The 18,388-nt window shown below is 69.7% G+C and carries 18 protein-coding genes; 9 read left to right on the top strand and 9 right to left on the bottom strand.

Annotation, left to right across the window (positions count from 1 at the left end):
- Nucleotides 1–51: 51 nt before the first annotated feature.
- The 3 genes from RPX00_RS01765 to RPX00_RS01755 form a co-directional block, all read right to left on the bottom strand.
- Nucleotides 52–891, bottom strand: coding sequence for a hypothetical protein (locus RPX00_RS01765; protein ID WP_406636796.1), 840 nt, complete (start codon nucleotides 889–891; stop codon nucleotides 52–54).
- 18 nt (nucleotides 892–909) lie between these two features.
- Nucleotides 910–1,518 carry a CatB-related O-acetyltransferase gene (locus RPX00_RS01760; protein ID WP_406636794.1) on the bottom strand — a complete coding sequence of 203 codons (609 nt, stop codon included), beginning with the start codon at nucleotides 1,516–1,518 and terminating at the stop codon, nucleotides 910–912.
- A 186-nt stretch (nucleotides 1,519–1,704) separates the two neighbouring features.
- Entirely contained in the window at nucleotides 1,705–2,334 is a 630-nt protein-coding gene (locus tag RPX00_RS01755) for a DUF5701 family protein (RefSeq protein WP_406636793.1), read from the bottom strand.
- 96 nt (nucleotides 2,335–2,430) lie between these two features.
- Between RPX00_RS01755 and RPX00_RS01750 the strand changes: the two genes are divergently transcribed.
- The gene (locus tag RPX00_RS01750) at nucleotides 2,431–3,057 is read left to right on the top strand and encodes a TetR/AcrR family transcriptional regulator (RefSeq protein WP_406636791.1); all 627 of its coding nucleotides are present in this window, start codon (nucleotides 2,431–2,433) and stop codon (nucleotides 3,055–3,057) included.
- Nucleotides 3,058–3,254: 197 nt separating this feature from the next.
- On the top strand, nucleotides 3,255–4,775 hold the full coding sequence (locus RPX00_RS01745) for an MFS transporter (protein ID WP_406636789.1): 1,521 nt from the start codon (nucleotides 3,255–3,257) through the stop codon (nucleotides 4,773–4,775).
- Nucleotides 4,776–4,823: 48 nt separating this feature from the next.
- Here the strand turns inward: RPX00_RS01745 and RPX00_RS01740 are convergent, their stop codons facing one another.
- From RPX00_RS01740 to RPX00_RS01730, 3 genes are all read right to left on the bottom strand, one after another.
- Complete coding sequence (locus RPX00_RS01740; protein ID WP_406636787.1) at nucleotides 4,824–5,669, bottom strand: SAM-dependent methyltransferase; 846 nt, start codon at nucleotides 5,667–5,669, stop codon at nucleotides 4,824–4,826.
- Between the two features lie 103 nt (nucleotides 5,670–5,772).
- Nucleotides 5,773–6,324, bottom strand: coding sequence for a cysteine hydrolase family protein (locus RPX00_RS01735; RefSeq protein WP_406636785.1), 552 nt, complete (start codon nucleotides 6,322–6,324; stop codon nucleotides 5,773–5,775).
- Nucleotides 6,325–6,366: 42 nt separating this feature from the next.
- Nucleotides 6,367–7,128 (bottom strand): alpha/beta fold hydrolase, encoded by a 762-nt coding sequence (locus RPX00_RS01730; RefSeq protein ID WP_406636784.1) that lies wholly within the window; start codon nucleotides 7,126–7,128, stop codon nucleotides 6,367–6,369.
- A gap of 66 nt (nucleotides 7,129–7,194) precedes the next feature.
- On the opposite strand from RPX00_RS01730, the gene RPX00_RS01725 reads away from it, so the two are divergent.
- Nucleotides 7,195–7,614, top strand: a complete 420-nt coding sequence (locus RPX00_RS01725; RefSeq protein ID WP_406636782.1) for a MarR family winged helix-turn-helix transcriptional regulator — start codon at nucleotides 7,195–7,197, stop codon at nucleotides 7,612–7,614.
- On the opposite strand, the gene RPX00_RS01720 is transcribed toward RPX00_RS01725, so the two are convergent.
- Nucleotides 7,557–8,555 (bottom strand): helix-turn-helix transcriptional regulator, encoded by a 999-nt coding sequence (locus tag RPX00_RS01720; RefSeq protein ID WP_406636780.1) that lies wholly within the window; start codon nucleotides 8,553–8,555, stop codon nucleotides 7,557–7,559. The genes RPX00_RS01725 and RPX00_RS01720 overlap by 58 nt on opposite strands.
- A gap of 88 nt (nucleotides 8,556–8,643) precedes the next feature.
- On the opposite strand from RPX00_RS01720, the gene RPX00_RS01715 reads away from it, so the two are divergent.
- A complete protein-coding gene (locus RPX00_RS01715; protein ID WP_406636778.1) occupies nucleotides 8,644–9,042 on the top strand; it encodes a VOC family protein in 399 nt (132 codons plus the stop codon).
- A 43-nt stretch (nucleotides 9,043–9,085) separates the two neighbouring features.
- Nucleotides 9,086–9,607, top strand: coding sequence for a phosphoribosyltransferase family protein (locus RPX00_RS01710; protein WP_406636776.1), 522 nt, complete (start codon nucleotides 9,086–9,088; stop codon nucleotides 9,605–9,607).
- Here RPX00_RS01710 and RPX00_RS01705 read toward each other — a convergent pair whose 3' ends face one another.
- Nucleotides 9,608–11,302, bottom strand: a complete 1,695-nt coding sequence (locus tag RPX00_RS01705; protein WP_406636774.1) for a bifunctional diguanylate cyclase/phosphodiesterase — start codon at nucleotides 11,300–11,302, stop codon at nucleotides 9,608–9,610. It abuts the gene before it with no gap.
- A gap of 222 nt (nucleotides 11,303–11,524) precedes the next feature.
- On the bottom strand, nucleotides 11,525–12,433 hold the full coding sequence (locus RPX00_RS01700; RefSeq protein ID WP_406636772.1) for an SAM-dependent methyltransferase: 909 nt from the start codon (nucleotides 12,431–12,433) through the stop codon (nucleotides 11,525–11,527).
- A gap of 147 nt (nucleotides 12,434–12,580) precedes the next feature.
- Between RPX00_RS01700 and RPX00_RS01695 the strand changes: the two genes are divergently transcribed.
- From RPX00_RS01695 to RPX00_RS01680, 4 genes are all read left to right on the top strand, one after another.
- The gene (locus RPX00_RS01695; RefSeq protein ID WP_406636770.1) at nucleotides 12,581–14,194 is read left to right on the top strand and encodes a thiamine pyrophosphate-binding protein; all 1,614 of its coding nucleotides are present in this window, start codon (nucleotides 12,581–12,583) and stop codon (nucleotides 14,192–14,194) included.
- Between the two features lie 124 nt (nucleotides 14,195–14,318).
- Complete coding sequence (locus RPX00_RS01690) at nucleotides 14,319–15,767, top strand: aldehyde dehydrogenase family protein (RefSeq protein ID WP_406636768.1); 1,449 nt, start codon at nucleotides 14,319–14,321, stop codon at nucleotides 15,765–15,767.
- A 137-nt stretch (nucleotides 15,768–15,904) separates the two neighbouring features.
- Complete coding sequence (locus RPX00_RS01685; RefSeq protein ID WP_406636766.1) at nucleotides 15,905–17,359, top strand: 4-hydroxyphenylacetate 3-hydroxylase family protein; 1,455 nt, start codon at nucleotides 15,905–15,907, stop codon at nucleotides 17,357–17,359.
- Between the two features lie 18 nt (nucleotides 17,360–17,377).
- Entirely contained in the window at nucleotides 17,378–18,379 is a 1,002-nt protein-coding gene (locus tag RPX00_RS01680) for an amidohydrolase family protein (RefSeq protein WP_406636764.1), read from the top strand.
- The last annotated feature ends 9 nt before the right edge of the window (nucleotides 18,380–18,388 follow it).

Below are 18,388 nucleotides of genomic sequence, written 5' to 3'. Positions count from 1 at the left end.
CCGCAAGCGGCGATTTCCGGCCAGTTTTGGCTCAATTCCAGCGTTTTCCGCTTAGGCGAGTGCGAGCGCGCCGTCGATCGTGGCGTCCAGGAAGGCGAGCGTGTCACGCCGCCGGGCCAGCGGATTCCGGTAGCTGCGACGGCCTTCCGCGCCTTCGGTGCGCAGGCTCAGACTTTCGGCGACGATGCGCTGCCAGCGCGGGTCGAATTCCCTTGCCGCGTAACGCCCCGCGCCGCATTTGGACGTCATCTCGCCGGTGGCCAGCAGATGGTGCAGCCGGCTCACCCCGAGCACCGCCCACACCGGGAACCACGGGCTCACCCCGATCGCGAGCGACAGCGCGCTGGCCTTCCGGTTCTTCTCCCACCACGGCCGCCAGTAGCGGCTCAGGTTGTCGACAGTGAACGCGCGCAACGCGTCCCGGTCCGCCCAGATGTCCACATCGGACGGTTCGGGCCCGCGCAGCGCGATTCCCCGGCTGGCCAGCTCGCAGAACAGCACCGGGTTGATCCCGTCCCGGCCCGATGCGCGGAACCGGTTCTCCTGCGCGCACGGAACATCCGGGCACCCGTCCGGCCCGACGGCGAGATCGGCCCAAGTCAGCACGGCTCCGTCGAAATGCGGCCGCGGGAACCGAGCGATCGTGGCGGCGTGCGCCCGTGCCAGCGCGGAGACCTCGGCAGGCCCCGCACGCCGTTCGGTGACCGCGACGAAGTCGATGTCGCTGGCTGTGCTGAGCCGCCCGCGTCCGGGCCCGCGAGCATGGAAATCGCCGAAGCAGACCGAACCAACCAGGTAGAAGCCGGTCACGAGTCCGGGTACGGCTTGGTCCGCTTCGGCGAGGAACAGCGCGGTGCTTCGGCGGACTTCCTCCGGGATCTCACGGGGCACGCCAGCCACGGTACCGAGTCACGCGAGTTCGGCGGCGGCCTTCGCCAGGTCGTCGACGCTGCCGGACATGACCGTGCGGACGTGCTTGGTGAGGTGCTCCAGCGGCCAGTCCCACCACGCGATCGCCAGCAGCCGGTCGACGTCCTCGTCGCGGTACCGCCGCCGGATCAGCTTGGCCGGGTTGCCGCCGACGATGCCGTAGTCCGGCACGTCGTCCACCACCACCGCGCCGGACGCGACGATCGCGCCGTGCCCGATCCGGACCCCGGGCATGACCATCGCCCGGTAGCCGAGCCAGACGTCGTTGCCCAGCACCGTGTCGCCGCGGCCGGGCAGGCCGGTGATGACGTCGAAGTGCCCGGCCCAGTCGCCGCCCATGATCGGGAACGGGAACGTCGACGGCCCGTCCATCCGGTGGTTCGCCCCGTTCATGATGAACCGCACGCCCTCGCCGAGCGCGCAGTACTTGCCGATCACGAGCTTCTCCGGCCCGTAGTGGTACAGCACGTTGCGGGTCTCGAAGGCGGTCGGATCGTCCGGATCGTCGTAGTAGGAGAACTCGCCGACGTCGATCAGCGGCGAGGTGACCAGCGGCTTGAGCAGCACCACGCGCGGCTGTTCGGGCATCGGGTGCAGGACGTTCGGATCAGGGAAAATGGAACTCCTCCTCAGTGTGTTTCGGGTGTCTCAACTGCGGGCGGCGTGGTTCGGGTGTTCAACGGCGGGCGGCGGCAGGGTGGTTCGGGTGTCTCAACGGCGGGCGGTGTGGTTCGGGTGTTCAACGGCGGGCGGCGGCAGTGTGTTTCGGATGTCTCAACTGCGGGCGGCGGCGGACCCGAAACCCAGCCAGGTGTGCCGGTTGCCCCACCAGCACCAGCCGACCTTCGGGGCGTTGCGCCGTTCGCTGCCGTCGCGGCCGGTGCCGTTGCTGATCCACAGCGCCGGCGTGCGTGCGTCGAACTTGCCGTTCTCCTTGCGCAGCCGGGAGCCGATGGTCATGAAGCAATGATTGCGCTCCAGTGCTGACGGCTGCTGCAGCACCCAGTGAATTCCCTCGGTGAGCAGCAACGGGCTCCTTCCGGCTTTCGTGATCGCGGGCAGCGCTTCCTCGGGGCTCCAGTTCCCCATCTCGTCGCCCCGGTCGAGCCCGGTGACCAGGTACAACGGCGCGTCGGGCAGGTCGATGCCCTGCGGCGCGAACTGGTCGACGTCGGGCATGTCGGTGACGACGAACCCGGTCTTCCCTTCCCGGCTGATCAGCGGCGACAGCGCCGACGCGGGCGCCCGGTCCGGGTGCACCGCCAGCAGCGCGCCGTCCACGTCGCCGTGCGCGGCGGCGAAGGAACGGAGGTCGTCGGCGGAAAGCCGCGCGATCTCGGGCACTCCCAGTGCGATCAGGTGGTCCGCCTGGGCTGCGGGCGACGGGAGAGCGGCGATCGACAAGTGGTTCTCCTTCGGGCTATTGTTACGTCGGTAGTAAAAGTATGCCGGGGCACCGAAGGGGTGTCAAGGTAAAATTACGTCGGAGGTAAGTTTTCGATGGAGCTGGGTCTGCGGGAAGCCAAGAAACAGGAGACCCGCCAGCTGATCTCCGACCACGCGACGCGGCTGTTCCTGGAGCAGGGCTTCGAGGAAACGACGATCGCGCAGGTCGCGACGGCCGCGCGGGTCGCGAAGAAGACGGTGACCAACTACTTCGCCCGCAAGGAAGACCTGGTCCTCGACCACCAGGACGAGTTCGTCGCCACCCTGGCGGACGCGGTGAAGTCCCGCGAACCTGGCGAGTCCGCGCTCGCGGCGCTGCGCCGGGCGTTCGAGGCCGCGGTCGCCGCGAAGGACCCGGTGATCGGGTTCGCGGGGCTGGAGTTCAGCCGGATGATCGCGGAGAGCCCGACGTTGTCGGCGTGCCTGCGGGGCCTGCACCAGCGGCGGGAGCGAGCCTTGGCGGAGGCGCTGGCGGACGCGGTGGGCAGCCCCCGGACGGACATCACCGTCCGGACCGCGGCCGCGGTGCTGGGGGCGGTGCACCACAGCCTGTTCCAGCGGATCGAGGAACTGACGCTGGCCGGACGGCCCGTTGACGAGGTCGCGGAGACGGTCGCGGCGGAGGCGGCGCGGGCGTTCGACCTGCTGGAACCGTCGCTCGGGAGCTACGCGGTGGCCTGATCCGCCGCCCGGCCAGCCCCTTCCACCTGGGCAGACACGCCTCGAACGCACCCACTGTGCGCCCGTGAAGGCCACCCTCGGACTTGAAGATCACGCAGCTCGCCAAGCCGCCCGAAAAAGTTCTCCCCCGGGATGTCGATCCGCCCGCACCCCGATCGTCGCTTCAGTGAGACGACCGATCGACAGGGGAGAGACACATGAGTGCCGGACGACGCGAGTGGCTGGGCCTGGCGGTGCTTGCCCTGCCGACCGTGCTGTTGTCGCTGGACATGAGCGTGCTGCACCTCGCGGTTCCGCACCTCGCCGCGGATCTGCGGCCGTCAGCTACGCAGCTGCTGTGGATCATCGACATCTACGGCTTCATGATCGCCGGGTTCCTGGTCACGATGGGCACCCTCGGCGACCGGATCGGCAGGCGGAAGCTGCTGATGATCGGCGGCGGCGCGTTCGGGCTCGCGTCGGTCGCGGCGGCGTTTTCGACCAGTCCGGAGATGCTGATCGCCGCGCGGGCGGTGCTCGGGATCGCCGGGGCGACGCTCATGCCGTCCACGCTCGCGTTGATCAGCAACATGTTCACCGACGCCAAACAGCGCGGCACGGCGATCGCGGTGTGGATGAGCTGTTTCATGGGCGGCATGGTGGTCGGCCCGGTCGCCGGCGGCTTCCTGCTGGAGCATTTCCGCTGGGGATCGGTGTTCCTGATGGGCGTGCCGGTGATGGTCCTGCTGCTCGCGACCGCGCCGAAGCTGCTTCCCGAGTACCGTGACGCTTCAGCCGGACGCCTCGACCTCGTCAGCGTCGGTCTGTCGCTCGCCGCGATCCTGCCGGTCACCTACGCGCTCAAGGAAATCGCGAAGAACGGCTTGTCCCTGACCGAAATCGTCCTGCTGATCGCGGGGCTAGCGGTCGGCGCGGTGTTCGTCCGGCGGCAGCGGCGGCTCGAACACCCGCTGCTGGACCTGCGGCTGTTCCGGGTGCGCGCGTTCAGCGCGGCGGTGGCGATCATGCTGGTCGGCGCGGTCACCATGGGCGGGGTTTTCCTTCTGGTGAGCCAATATCTGCAGATGGTCGCCGGCCTGAGCACGGTGGACGCGGGACTGCTGCTGGTTCCGCAGGCGCTCGCGGTGGTCGCCGGGTCGATGATCGCGCCGCGGCTGGCGCGCCGGTTCCGGCCGGAGTTCGTGCTGGGCTTCGGAATGCTGGTGGCGGCGGGCGGAATCCTGTTGTTCACCCTGGTCAGCGGGTCCGGCGGGGTGGTGTTCGTGGTGCTGGGCATGTCGATCGGCAGCTTCGGGATGGGGCCGCAGGGCGTGCTGTGCACTGAGATGGTCGTCGGCTCGGTTCCGCCGCAGCGGGCGGGCGCGGCCTCGGCGATGTCGGAAACCAGCGCGGAATTCGGGATCGCCATGGGGATCGCGGTGTTCGGCAGCATCGGGACGGCGGTGTACCGCGGGCAGATCGAGGTCCCGGCGCACGTGCCCGCCGCGACGGCGGCTCAGGCGACCGACAGCATGGCCGGGGCGCTGGGGGCGTCGGCGACACTGCCCGGCTCGACCGCGGACCAGCTGCTGGCCACCGCGCGGGACGCGTTCGCCTCGGGGCTGCACACGGTCGCCGGGATCGGGGCGGCGATCGTGGTGGTGTTCGCGGTGGTCGGGATGGTCGCGCTGCGGCGTTCCTCGGCACCCGCCGAGGAACCGGAGCCGGTCGCGGCATGACAAAGGGGCCGGTGCTTGGCAGAAGCACCGGCCCCTTCGCGGGAAAGATCAGGGTTTCTTGGCGACGCCGACCGCCACGATCCGTTGCGCGACGGTGGGTTCGCCCAGCAGCGGGCCGTCCGGCCACCATTCGACCACCGGCACGATCTCCGCGGGCTTGTTCGGCCCGCTCGGGATCAGCTCCATGTCGTGGAACAGTTCCTTGATCTCGGCGCGGGTGCGGGACGAGACGTCCTTCATCGAGCCATTGTGGATCGAATCGATGATGCCCTGCACCGTTTCGTCGTCCTCGGAACCGTCGTGCGGGTCGAGCAGATGCGAGATCGCCACGTACGAACCGGACGGAAGCCGGTCGATGAACTCCTTCGTCACCTTCCCCGGCACCTCGCGGTCGCCCGTCTGGTGGTGCAGCGCCAGCAGGAACAGCACCGCGATCGGCTCGTCCCAGTCGAGATGCCGCTGCACCGTCGGGTGCTCGAGGATGCTCGGCGGGTCGAAGAAATCGGCCTGGATGTACTCGGTGAACTCGTTTTCGTCGAGCAGGGCCCGTCCGTGGCTCGCCACCACCGGGTCGTAGTCGACGTAGACGACCTTCGCCGTCGGGTCTCCGCGCTGCACGATCTGGTGCACGTTCTCCGAGGTCGGCATGCCGGACCCGCAGTCGATGTACTGGCGGATGCCCGCGTGGTAGGCGAGGAACCGGCAGATCCGGGTCAGCAGGTGCCGGTTGACCCGCGCGGTTTCCGCGACGTCCGGCATCACCCTGGCGATTTCGCGGGCGACCTGCCGGTCGATCTCGTAATTGTCCTTGCCGCCGAGGAGGTAGTCGTAAACGCGCGCGGCGCTCGACTGGTTCTGGTTGACCCCCGGCGGTGCGCTGACTGCGTCGGCCACGACGCGTACCTCCCGCGTGCTGCCACGGTGATAGTTGCCATACTGAGAGTAGCGGACTTCGGGGACTCGGTGAAACCGGTGCCGCCATCCGTGTTTTAGCCGCTCAGGCGGTCGCTCCGGCCCATGCGGCGCAGGAGACGACCTCGAATCCCCGGCCGGGGAAGACCTTGTCCATCAGGAAATCGTGGACCCCCTGGTCGCCGTCGGCGCAGCCGTCGCGCAGCACGGTCACCGCATAACCGCGGTCCGCCGCGTCGTAGCAGGTCGCGGTGACCATCGCGCTCGTCGCGACCCCGGCGACCGCGACGCGGCGGACACCCCGGGCGCGGAGCACGAGGTCGAGATCCGTTCCGGCGAACGCGCTGGCCCGGCGCTTCAAGACGACGACGTCCTCTTCGGCGACCGGCAGCGTCAGCTCGGTGCCCGGCGAACCCTCGTGGAAAGCGTCCCCGGCGTCGAAGAACGAGCGGTACAGCGGGCCGGCGGGCAGGTCGGTTCCGTTGTCCCGCATGGCAAAGCGGACGAATACGACGAGCGCGCCGGTTTCGCGCGCCCGCGGCAGCAGTTCGGTGAGCGGCGGCACGACCTGGCGGGCGAACGGATAGCTGTCGGTGATGCCCCGCTGGACGTCGCCGACGATCAGTGCGGTGGTCACGAGAGTCCCCCTTTGTGCGATTGCTGCCATTTAACCCCGTGGTCAGGCGTCGAAGGCGAGCAGCGCGCCGAGCAGTTCCTCCGGGGTTTCGACCTGCGGCAGGTGCCCGGTTCGCGGCAGCACGGCGAACGTCGCGCCGGGGATCGCGGCGGCGTAGGCCTTGCCGTACTCGGGGCCGGCGATGCGATCGCTTGCGCCCCACAGGACGTGGACGGGAATGTCTGCTTTGCCCAATCGTTCGGCCAGCGTCGGATCGGTCATCGCCGGACCGGTGTAGCCGATCAGCGCCAGCACGTCCGGGCTCGGGCCCGTGCCGCCAGTCGGCGGGGCCGGCGCCTTTGCCGGGTCGTGGAACGAGAACTGCTGGATTTCGGCGACGGTCTTGCCCCGGACGTCGGCCAGCGGATGCCCGTCGACCTCGATGCCGATGCCGTCGACCAGCACCGCGCGGCTGACCCGCGGGCTGCGCAGCAGGGCGATTTCCGCGGCCAGCCAGCCGCCGAAGGAGTTGCCGACAACGGTCACGTCCGCGACGTCGAGGTGGTCGAGCATCGCGACGTACGCCCTGGCCAGCGCGGTGACGTCGGTGAGCCCGGCGGCTTTCGGCGTGCCGTTGAAGCCGGGGTGGGTGGGCAGCAGGGCTCGCGAGCGCGTGCGTTCGGCGAGCAGATCGGCGAAACCGGCCATCGTCGCGACGCCGCCTCCGCCGTGCAGCAGCAGGAACGTCCGGGTGCGGTCCCGGTCCTGGACGGCGACCTCGACCGGGCCGGCGGATTCGAACTGGAGGAGCTGGGAGGAAGTCATATCAGGAACCTTAGTTAAGGAAGCTGATATAAGCAACCTGTTTCAGAACGGGTAGGCTGCCGGGTCATGAGGTACCGCCACGCCGACGTCGCACTGGCCGTCAAACGCCTGCAGCACCGCCATCACCGCGCGCTGAGCCGGGCACTGCAGCCGCTGGGACTGTCGCTGGTGCAGTGGGACACGTTGCGGCACTTGGCCAATCACCCCGACGCGTCGCTGCACGACCTCGCTGTGCTGACCTTCCAGACCGACCAGTCCTTCGGCACGCTGGCCGCCCGGATGGTGGACCGCGGCCTGATCGAGCGGGTGCCGGGCCCGGGCCGCGCGGTGCGGCACCGGCTGACGGAGAAGGGCGCGGAGTTGCGCGCGGCGGGGCAGGAACTCGCCGACGTGGTGGTGAAGTCGTCGTTCAGCCGGCTGTCGGCTGCTCAGCTCGACGAGCTGGGGGCGTTGCTGGACGTGGCGCTGGAGTCCGATCCGGCGTAACCGGTGAGCCGGTCGGCCAGTGCGCGCATCTGGTCGCGCAGCGCGTCCGGCCGCTCGATGACGAACGGCCGGTCGAGTGCGGCGAGCCGCGGCGGGATCCAGTCGAGCCGTTCGGCCCGGATCCGCGCCCGCGTCCACGGGCCGTCCGTTTCCAGGACGGCGATGGACGGCGGGAACATCGTCCGGATCTCCTCCGCCGTCGCGTCGATCCGCACCGATACCTCGTGCCGGTGCGGCGCTTCGGCGATGCCGGTGAGCACCTGGTGGGTGGGGTCGAAATCCGTTGGTGCGCGGAAGGTTCCGTCCCGCGGTTCGGCGCGGGTGATCCGGTCGACGCGGAACGTGCGCACCTGCCCGGCACTGGAGTCGAAGCCGGTCAGATACCAGCGACCGGAATGCGCCACGACGCCGTACGGCTCGACGACGCGTTCGCTGCTCCGGCCGTGCGCGGCGGTGTAGGCGAGTTCGACCGGCCGCTGATCGCGCGCGGCCTCCGCGACCGCGAGCAGGATCTCGGCTTCGGCGGTGAGCGACGCACGGGCGGGCGTGGTGAAGTCGGCGACCTCCAGCAACGCGTCGAGCCGACGGCCGAGCGCCTCGGGCAACACTCGCCGGACCTTCGCGACGGCGCTTTCCGCGGCCGCGACCGACGTGGTGACCAGGCCCGCGCGCCGGCCCGCGACCAGTCCGAGCAGGACCGCGAGCGCCTCCTCGTCGGTGAGCATCAGCGGCGGCATCCGGTAGCCGGGGGCGAGCCGGTAGCCGCCGTAGCGGCCGCGCACCGAGCGGACCGGGATGTCCAGGTCGAGCAGGTGCTCGACGTAGCGGCGGACGGTGCGCTCGTCCACGTCGAGCCGCCCGGCGAGTTCGGCGACGGTCCGGGTGCCGCCGCCCTGGAGGATCTCCAGCAGCGCCAGCACGCGGGCGATCGGCCGGGTCATGCGGAGAATTCTCGCAATACCGGGCGGATCCTGTCCACTATTGCTTCTAGCGTGGTCCGCAGGCAATCCAGAGAGAGGAATGTGGGCCGTGCAGTTGACTTCCGTCCGGATCATCACCGGTGACATCGACCGTCTGACGTCCTTCTACGAGCAGGTGACCGGCCTCGTGGCGAGCCGGCCCGCGAAGCAGTTCGCCGAGTTCGTCGGCGAGACGGCGACCTTGGCGATCGGCAGCGCCGAGACGATGGCGCTGTTCAGCGCGGGCGCGGCGGTGCCGGAGTCGAACCGGACCGTGATCCTGGAGTTCCGGGTCGAGGACGTGGACCAGGAGTACGCGCGGCTCCGGCCGCTGCTGGCGGAGGTGGTGCAGGAGCCGACGACGATGCCGTGGGGCAACCGCTCGCTGCTGTTCCGCGATCCGGATGGGAACCTGGTGAACCTGTTCGCGCCGCAGACTGAGGAGGCGCGGGCTCGGCTGGCGCGGTGAAATCGGTTCGCTTGGTGACCCGGTGACCGGCCAGGATCGCGGCATGACACGTGCGCTTCTGCTGGACCGGTTCCAATGGGTCGACGGACATGCCGATCTCTGGCCGGTCTTCCGGGACGGGGCGGCGTTCGCCGGGGTGGTCAAAGCCCTTGCGGAGCCGTTCCGGGATGAAGGCGTGACCGCGGTGTGCGGGATCGAGTCGCGGGGCTTCCTGCTCGGTGGGGCCGTCGCGTTGGAACTGGGCGTCGGGTTCACCGCGATCCGCAAGGCCGCTGGGCTTTTCCCTGGAGAGAAGCTGACTCGGGAAACGGCCCCGGATTACCGGGGGCTCCGGCATGTCTTGCGGATGCAGCGCTCGGCGTTGTCCTCCGGCGATCGGGTGGTGCTGGTGGACGACTGGATCGAGACGGGCAGCCAGGCGTCGGCGGTGCGTGAGCTGGTGGTCGAGGCAGGCGCGGAGCTGGTCGGCTGTGCGGTACTGGTCGATCAGCTCGACCCGGCCCTGCGGTCGCGCTTCGGGCGGCTGCATTCGTTGCTGGCCAAGGAAGAACTGCCGGAGGAATGACTACCGGCGGGCCACCAGTTGCCGTGACCCGTTGCTGGTTTCCTTGCCCCCGCGAAGAATCTGCGCCCGCCCGGCGCCCGGCCAGCTGTTGACCCAGCTGGACCCGCGGATTCCCTTGGCCTGCTTCTTCAGCGGCGCTAGCAAGCGCGCGCTTTCGCGGTAGGAACCCGTCGCGGCGCCGGTCTGGACGAGGCTTGCGAGGGAGAGCGTGATCGGCACCCCGTCGGCGGACCAGTTGTGGCCGAGGACCGCGTCGGCGAGGGAGGTGATGTCCTCGATGCCGCAGACGACCAGGAAATCGTCGCCGCCGACGTGGCCGACCGTCACGTCTCCGAGCCGCCGGGCGTGGTCGGTCAGTGCCCGGCCGATGGCGCGGATGAGGTCGTCGCCCGCGGCGAAGCCGGCGGTGTCGTTGAGGTGCTTGAACTGGTCGATGTCCAGCCAGGCCACGACGAACGGCCGTCCGGCGTTCGCGCGGCGTTCGACGTCCTGGGCGATCGCGTCGCTGCCCGGCAGGCGGGTGAGCGGGTTGAGCGCGACCGCCGCCTCGACCTTCACCGCGGCCATCCGGCGCATGACCTCGTTCGGCCGCACCACGCCCTGGTACCGGCCGGACGCGTCGGTCACGACGAGGTCGTCGCCGCTGTGCTCGGCTCCGCCGTCGGCGATGATCTCCAGCAGTTCGCGGGTGCCGGTGTCGATGGGGACCAGCCGCGGCGGCCCGGCCAGTTTCGCGGCGGGTTTGCCCGAGTAGAGCGCGTGCCCGTACCGGCCGGTGACCGCGAGCAGGAAGCGCATCCGGTCGATCGTCCACTGTGGACGTGCTTGCTGGTCGAGCCCGACGATGGCCTTCGGCGCGTGCTCGGCGGACAGGATCGCGTGGACGTCGTCGCACGTCGCGTCGTCCGGCAGGGTTTTGGCCTGGCGGAGGAACTCGGGGATCCGCAGCCCGGCGGCGGGCGAGACCACCATGGTGCCCGGCTGGTCGCCGCGTTCGGCGGTGGGCAGCACGCGCTCGGGCGCGGCGGTGGCGAACAGATTCCCTTGCACGAGGCGGATTCCGGCGCGCCGCGCGACGTCGAGTTCCGCGTCGTTTTCGATCCCCGTCGCGACCAGCCGCAGGTCGGTTTGCGCGGCGAACTGCACCAGCGCCTCGACCAGCGCGACGGTCGCCGCGTTCGCCGGGAGCCGGCGCAGCGTCGCGCGGTCCAGCTTGATCATCTCGATCGGCGCGTCGGCGAGGAGGTTCATCGGCAGGCCTGCCGCGCCGAGCCGGTCGAAGGCCAGCCGGAAGCCGAGGTCGCGCAGCCGGTGCAGGCCCTGGACCAGCGATCCGGGATTCGGGACGGCGAGCGGAGCGGTCACCTCCAGCACGACGTCGGCGGGACGGCGTCCGGTGCGTTCGAGGGTCTGCAGCAGCGGGATGAACCGCTCGGCGGGCGCGCCCGCGGTGCTGGCGCTCAGGTTGAGGTGCAGCGAAACCCCGGCGGAGGCGTGCGGGACCGCCGCGGCCGCGCGCGCCGCGAGGTCGAGGTCGGCGTCGATCAGCTGGGCCTGGTCGCCCGCCGCGCCGAGGAGATCCTGGACCCAGCCGCCCCCGGGATGCGCGACCGCCTCGACTGCGACGGCCGAGCCGCTGTAGAGGCTGTACAGCGGCTCGAAGGCGAAGCGAACCTGGTCGGCTGGGGCGAGCACACGCAGATCCTCGCCCGGAACGCACGGATCTCCATGAAACCGTTATCTTCCGTTGACCTGCGGAGTCGTCCCGCCGAACCGGAAAAGTCTTCGGGATTGATTGCTGTGCTTGGGATTCGCGAGAGCGCCGCGCATACCCGTGGTACGGCTCGTGACCACCATCACAAACCGGCTACGAAGCGGCGTGACCAGGCGTGATGGCCTGACCACTGGCGATGCGTGCTAGCCCAGCACGCCGCTGATGTACCGAAGGTCGCCCATCCGCAGATCGTCGTCCTGCAGCGGCGGCAGCCCGTGGGCGGCGAGCAGTTCCCGGACGCTGCTGCCGTCCACCGCCCAGCCGAGCCCGGTCAGGTAGGGCTCCGCTTCGTTGCGCTCGCCGAAGTAGCGCAACCGGGTCATGTCGGTGTCGAAACCCTCGCCACGCCATTGGGCGGAGATGCGGTCGAGGCGTTCCTTCGTCTTGTCCTCGTCGCCGGGACGCGGGTTGGGCCGGTTCTCGGTGGCGACCCGGCTGCCCGGCGCGCTGAGTTCGGTGATGGTGTCCAGCAACCGGTCCTGCGCTTCTGGCGGCAGGTAGCCCAGCAGGCCTTCGGCGCTCCACGCGGTCGGCCGCGCCGGGTCGAAACCGGCGGCGCGCAGGGCGGCGGGCCAGTCGTCGCGGAGGTCGATCGCCACCGGTCGCCGGTCGGCGGTGGGCTCCGCGCCCAGTTCGGCCAGCGCGGCGGCCTTGAACTCGACCACCGGCGGCTGGTCCACCTCGTACACCACGGTCCCGGCGGGCCACGGCAGCCGGTAGGCGCGGGAGTCCAGCCCGGACGCCAGGATCACCGCCTGAGTGACGCCCGCGTTCGCCGCGGCGAGGAAGAACTCGTCGTAGAACTTGCCGCGGATCTTGGCCGCGTCGATCCAGATCTGCCCGACCAGCCCGCCCGAGGAGGTCTCGCCGGTCGCCAGTTTGGCGAGGAGATCGACGCCGACCGCCTGGACGAGCGGCTCGGCGAAGCGGTCGGAGAACAGCGAACTGTCCTCGCGGGTCGCGATCGCCCTGGCCGCCGCGGCCATCGTGGCGGTCGCGCCGACGCTGGACGCCAGGTCCCAGGTGTCTCCGTCGTGCCGGGCAGAAGTCATTGAGCTGCCTTGCCTTTCGCTGGGGGCCAAGATCGCAACCTACTCCGATCCCGACACCGTGTCGCACTGTTCGCCCACTTTCTTCCGGCGCCGCGTCGGAGCGCCCGGCCCGGCGCGCTGCGTAACGTGCGGCGCTGAGGAGGCGAGATGACGGCTGCCGCGCGACTGCTGGAAACCTTGGCGCAGTGGGGAGTCGAGCGCGTTTTCTGCTGTCCCGGCACGAGCGAGACCCCGGTGCTCGACGCTCTCGCCGCGAGCCGAGGCAGGCCCGAGTTCGTGCTGACTACGCACGAGGCGATCTCGGTGTCCATGGCCGACGGTTACGCGCGTGCCTCCGGCCGGATCGGCGTGGCCTACCTGCACACGAACGTCGGCGTCGCGAATGGCTTGGCGCATCTGTACGCGGCACAGGTGGCACGAAGCAGCGTCGCGATTCTCGCTGGTGTGAAGGGGACGGCGACCCTCCCGCACCGCGCGTTGACGACTTCGCCGCGTCTGCTCGAAACCGCCGCGCCGTATGTGGGTCATGCCTGGCAGAACCTCCGCGCCGAGGACCTGCTGGACGATGTCGCGCGGACGCTGTGGCGGACCACAGTGGTTCCTGAGCAACCGGCGATTCTCACTATCCCGCAAGACCATCTGACCGCTGAACCCGGTGTCGCACCTCTGGTCCGCTGGGGTGCGCGGCAGGGCCCGGCGGCGGAGGCGGTGCGACACGCGAGCGCGTTGCTGGATGCGGCGCGTCGGCCGGTGGTGGTCGCCGGATCGGATGTCGCCCGCCGTCGCGCTGAGGAGGACTTGGCGCGGTTGGCCGAGCGGCTCGGCGCGCCGGTGTTCGTGGAGTCCCGGCGCGATCTCGAGCGGTGGGCCTTTCGCACGGATCATCCGCACTATGCCGGATTGTTCGAACCTCGCGCGCCGTTGCTGGCGGAGTCCGACCTGCTGGTGCTGGCGGGCATGCCGACGCCGCTGGAGTTCTCGTCCGAGGTCGCGGCGCTGCCGTCGGGCGTCCCGATCCTGCATCTCTCCGAAGACGCTGCCGAGCCGGGCCGCCGGTATGTGCCCGCCGGGGCGGTCGTCGGCGATACCGCAGCCGTGTTGCGAGGACTGGCCGAAGGGGTCCGTGCGCCTTCGCGGAGTGACTGGCTGGCCAGGGTGCGCAAGGACAGCGAGGACCGTCGTGCCTGCTGGGAAGCCGAGGTTCCGTGGGACGGGGAATTCAGCGCTGCGCTGGCGATGCGGACCGTCGCCGACGCGATTGGCGGCGAACGCCTACTGGTCCTCGATGCGGTCACCTCGACGCTGCCGTTGCTGCGGTTTCTGCGGCGTACGCGGGCTGATTCGCTGTTTGCCACCGCGAGCGGTTCGCTTGGCTGGGGAATGGGCGCTGCGGCGGGCGTTGCGATGGCCCGGCGGGAGCGGGTGCTCGCGGTGGTCGGCGACGGGGTGGTCCAGTTCGGCGTGCCCGCGTTCTGGACCGCGGCGCGCTACCACCTGCCGGTGACCTATCTCGTGGTGAACAACGGGAAGTACCAGGCGGTGATCGCCGGTCTCGCGAAAAGCGGCGGTGCGGCGGCCGAGCGAGGGGAGTACCCGCTCACCGACATCAGCGGCGTGGACATTTCCGCGCTGGCGAGGTCCTTCGGCATCAACGCCACGACGGTCGGCGACGCGGCCGGGCTGCGGACGGCGCTCGCTGAGGAACCGGACGACGGGCCTCGGCTGATCGAGGTCCGCGTGACCGACCGGCTGTGGCAGTGATTCCGACACGGTGTCCAGTCGCCGGTGCGGGATTTGCGTCGCTGAGGCGATGAAGCGAGGTCCAGCGCCGACTTAGCATCGCGGCGATCTCCGCACCCCGCACCAGGATTGGCAGGCGACGACGATGCCCGGTTGGGATCTGAACGAGGCTGACGGGCGGATCTACTCCGGCGGCTGGCGGGCCGGCGGAGGAGGCACGCAACCGGTGGTTTCGCCGGGAGACGGCGGGAAAGTCGGCCTCGCTGGCATCGCCGACCAGCACGACGTCGAACGGGCCGGAGCACGCGCCGCGCAGGCGCAAGCCGAGTGGAGCCGAGCGTCCTACCGCGTGCGGGCCGACGTGCTCACCCGGGCCGCGGACGCGCTGCGCGACATCCGCGCCGACGTCGAGGACGTGCTCGTGCGCGAAAGCGGTTCGCTGCCCGCGAAGGCGAAGCATGAAGTCGACAAAGCGATCGACGAGCTGATCGCCGCGTCCGGGCTGGTCACGCAGTCGCAGGGCGATCTCCTCCCGGTGGAAGACCCGGCGACGCTGGGGTTGGCCCGGCGGATCCCCGTCGGCGTGGTGGGAGTGATCGCGCCGTGGAACGCGCCGTTGATGCTCGCCATGCGTTCAGTCGCGCCGGCGCTCGCGCTGGGCAACGCGGTGCTGGTGAAGCCGGACGTGAAGACCGCGTTCTCCGGCGGCGCGGTTATCGCGCACATCTTCGAGCAGGCCGGTTTGCCCGACGGCGTGCTGCACGTGCTGCCCGGCGGTGCCGCGACCGGCGAAGCGGTGGTGCGTTCGCCGCACACGAACGCGATCTCGTTCACCGGATCGTCCGCCGCGGGCCGCCGGGTCGGCGAGATCGCGGGCGGCCTGCTCAAGCGGGTGGTGCTCGAACTCGGCGGGAACAACGCGTTCATCGTGCTCGCGGACGCCGACCTCGACCGCGCGGCGGCTGGTGGCGTCGGCGGAACCTTCCGGCACCAAGGGCAGATCTGCATGGCCACCGGACGGCATCTGGTGCACGAAAGCATTGCCGACGAATACGTCGAACGGCTCAAAGCGGCCGCCGGGAAACTGCGGCTCGGCGATCCGAAGGCGCCGGGGACGACGCTTGGCCCGCTGATCACGACCGCGCAGGCCGAGCGGGTGCACGGCATTGTCGAAGCCGCAGTCGCCGACGGCGCACGGGTCGTGCACGGTGGCGGGCACGACGGCGCGTTCTACCAGCCGACCGTCCTTGATGGTGTCACCGCGGACAATGCGGCGTTCCGGAGCGAGATCTTCGGCCCGGTCGCTCCGGTGACTCGCTTCTCGACCGAAGAGGAAGCGCTCGAACTGGCCAACGCGACCGAATACGGCCTGTCGGCGGCGATCCACAGCAGGGATGTCGCGCGCGCCCTCGGTTTCGCCGCACGGTTGCGCGCCGGGATGGTCGCCCTCAACGGCCAGACCATCTACGACGCCGCGCACATCCCGATGGGCGGCCTCGGCGCGTCCGGCAACGGCGGACGGCACGGCGGGCACTGGAACCTGGACGAGTTCACCTACTGGCAATGGGTGACGGTTCCGACGATCCAGCCTTGAGGGTTTCCGACACCGCGTCGGACTTTCCTACACCGTGTCGGACGAGCGTGACGGAGATTCCCGCACCGGACCGATTCCGCGGCGGCGCGATTTCCGTAGTTTCACATCGGGTCGCGAAGACAAAGGAGTCGGAGTACATGGACATTTCCGGTGCCACCGGGGCGCTGACCGGCGAGCAGTACAAAGCGAGCCTCAACGACGGCCGCGAGGTCTGGCTGGACGGCAAGCGGATCGAGAACGTCGCGGAACACCCGGCGTTGAAGCCGACCGTCGACGAGTTCGCCCGGCTGCTTGACCTGCGGTTCGCCACCCCCGAAGGGCGGGCGGCGACGCTGTTCAAATCCGAGGAGACCGGCAACGAGGTCAGCTACGCCTTTTCGCTGCCGAAGACTCCGGAGGAATTGCGCGCCAAATTTGCCGCGTCGGAATGGTGGATGCGGGAAAGCCTTGGCCAGCTCGGCCGTTCGCCCGACTTCATGTCCAACGTGGCGGCCGGTCTCGCCGATTACGCGGACGAACTCGAACAGAATCGCGAAGGGTTCGGCGAGAACGCCCGGAATTACCGCCGGTTCGCGATGGAGCACGACCTCGTCCTGACCCACGCGCTCGGCGATCCGCAGATCGACCGCAGCGCCAGCCCGCTCGACGACCCGGACCTCGCCCTGCGCGTGATCGAGGAGCGCGAGGACGGCGTGATCCTGCGCGGGGCCAAGCAACTCGCCACGCTCGCGCCGTTCTCCCACGAGGTGCTGGTGTACCTCAACGGCGTCACCGCCGCGCGCGGCGCGGAAGACTTCGTCATCTGGTTCGCGCTGCCGATGAACACCCCTGGCCTGAAGATTCTGCTGCGCGAACCGCTCGGCGCGCCGGAGAGCGGCCATTCGCACGCGCTCGGCAACCGGTACGACGAGCAGGACGCGATGCTGTTCTTCGACGACGTTTTCCTTCCGCGCGAACGCATCTTCCTGCTCGGCGACTCGCTGCGCGCGCTCAAGGGACTCGGCCGGATCAACGTCTGGAGCCTGCAAAGCACGCACATCCGCTTCCTCGCCCGGATGAAGTTCTTCACGTCGGTCGCGAAGAAGCTCGCGCATTCCATCGGCGTGGACACCTTCCGCGGCATCCAGGAACAGCTGGGCGAACTCATCTCCTACGTCCAGACGCTCGAACTGGCGATCAAGGGCGCCGAGGCCGACGCGGTCGTGACGCCGGGCGGGCACCTCGCCCCGAACAACACCAACGGCGTCGGCTTCTGGTCGGCCGACATTTCGGCGCGGATGGTGCAGATCCTGCGCCAGGTCGCCGCGTCCGGCCTCATCATGCAGCCGACCGAGGCCGACCTCGCGAACCCGGAACTGCGCCCGTTCCTGGACCGGTACATGCGCGGCCACGACATCGGCGCGGCGGAGAAGGCACGGCTGTTCCGGCTCGGCTGGGAACTTGCCGGGTCCAGTTTCGGGATGCGTCAGGAACTGTACGAGTACCTGCACCGCGGCGACCCCGGCGCGGGTCGCACCCGGCTGTTGCGCTTCTACGACACGTCGGCGACGGACGCGCGCGTCGACGAACTCATCAGCAAGCCGCTCGTCTGAGACCGCAAGGAGCATTCCGTGATCATCGACGTCCACGGCCACATGTCCGCGCCGGACGCGTACTACGCCTGGAAAGCCTCGCTGCTGTCGCACCGCGGCGCGCACGGCGGCAAACCGCCGGCCATCAGCGACGACGCGCTTGTTAGCGCTTATCACCACCCGCATCCGAGCTTTGGGAATATTTCACACCTGGCGCATCTCGACGGCGCGGGGATCGATCTGCAGATGATCTCGCCCCGCCCGTTCCAGATGATGCACAGCGAACGGCCCGCCAAGCTCGTGCAGTGGTTCACCGAGGAGACGAACAACCTCATCCACCGCGCGACCGAACTGTTCCCCGGCCGGTTCAAGGGCGTCGCCGGGCTCCCGCAGAGCCCCGACCTGACGCCCCGGGAGTGGACCGCCGAACTGCGCCGCACGGTCACCGAACTCGGCTTCGTCGGCGCGATGCTCAACACCGATCCGCACGAGGGCACGGAAACCCCGCTCGCTCTCGGCGACCGGTACTGGTATCCGGTGTACGAGGCGCTGTGCGAACTCGACGTGCCGGTGCTGCTGCACGCGGCCGGGTGCAAGCCGCCCGCCCGGGAGCCCTACAGCCTGCACTTCATCCAGGAGGAAACCGTCGCGGTGTGGAGCCTCGTGAACTCCACTGTGCTGAAGGACTTCCCGGATCTCAAGGTGATCGTCTCGCACGGCGGCGGCGCGATTCCGTACCAGGTAGGCCGTTTCCTGCCGTCGGTGGTGCGCACCGGAGTGTCCTATCTGGACAAACTGCGCCGGCTGCACTTCGACTCCTGTCTCTACACCCAGGACAGCCTTGAGCTGCTGATGAAGGTCGTCGGCACCGACCGGGTGCTGTTCGGCTCGGAGAAACCGGGCACCGGCTCGCAGATCGACCCGGACACCGGCCGCTGGTTCGACGACATCCACCTGCTCATCGACGACATCGCCTGGCTCGGCGAGAAGGAACGCGCCGACGTCCTCGAGAACAACGCCCGCGCGCTCTTCCAGCTCTGAGGGGGAGGA

Source organism: Amycolatopsis sp. WGS_07 (assembly GCF_045278895.1).
Taxonomy (GTDB): domain Bacteria; phylum Actinomycetota; class Actinomycetes; order Mycobacteriales; family Pseudonocardiaceae; genus Amycolatopsis.
The sequence above is the reverse complement of the archived record's forward strand: the minus strand, read 5'-3'. Positions and strand labels throughout refer to the sequence as shown.

What these genes read in the sequence shown, in the direction of transcription:
- RPX00_RS01760 (WP_406636794.1), bottom strand. Translation starts at nt 1,518, where the DNA reads ATGCCCGAACAGCCGCGCGTGGTGCTGCTCAAGCCGCTGGTCACCTCG.
- RPX00_RS01750 (WP_406636791.1), top strand. Translation starts at nt 2,431, where the DNA reads ATGGAGCTGGGTCTGCGGGAAGCCAAGAAACAGGAGACCCGCCAGCTG.
- RPX00_RS01745 (WP_406636789.1), top strand. Translation starts at nt 3,255, where the DNA reads ATGAGTGCCGGACGACGCGAGTGGCTGGGCCTGGCGGTGCTTGCCCTG.
- RPX00_RS01730 (WP_406636784.1), bottom strand. Translation starts at nt 7,128, where the DNA reads ATGACTTCCTCCCAGCTCCTCCAGTTCGAATCCGCCGGCCCGGTCGAG.
- RPX00_RS01725 (WP_406636782.1), top strand. Translation starts at nt 7,195, where the DNA reads ATGAGGTACCGCCACGCCGACGTCGCACTGGCCGTCAAACGCCTGCAG.
- RPX00_RS01720 (WP_406636780.1), bottom strand. Translation starts at nt 8,555, where the DNA reads ATGACCCGGCCGATCGCCCGCGTGCTGGCGCTGCTGGAGATCCTCCAG.
- RPX00_RS01710 (WP_406636776.1), top strand. Translation starts at nt 9,086, where the DNA reads ATGACACGTGCGCTTCTGCTGGACCGGTTCCAATGGGTCGACGGACAT.
- RPX00_RS01700 (WP_406636772.1), bottom strand. Translation starts at nt 12,433, where the DNA reads ATGACTTCTGCCCGGCACGACGGAGACACCTGGGACCTGGCGTCCAGC.
- RPX00_RS01695 (WP_406636770.1), top strand. Translation starts at nt 12,581, where the DNA reads ATGACGGCTGCCGCGCGACTGCTGGAAACCTTGGCGCAGTGGGGAGTC.
- RPX00_RS01690 (WP_406636768.1), top strand. Translation starts at nt 14,319, where the DNA reads ATGCCCGGTTGGGATCTGAACGAGGCTGACGGGCGGATCTACTCCGGC.
- RPX00_RS01685 (WP_406636766.1), top strand. Translation starts at nt 15,905, where the DNA reads ATGGACATTTCCGGTGCCACCGGGGCGCTGACCGGCGAGCAGTACAAA.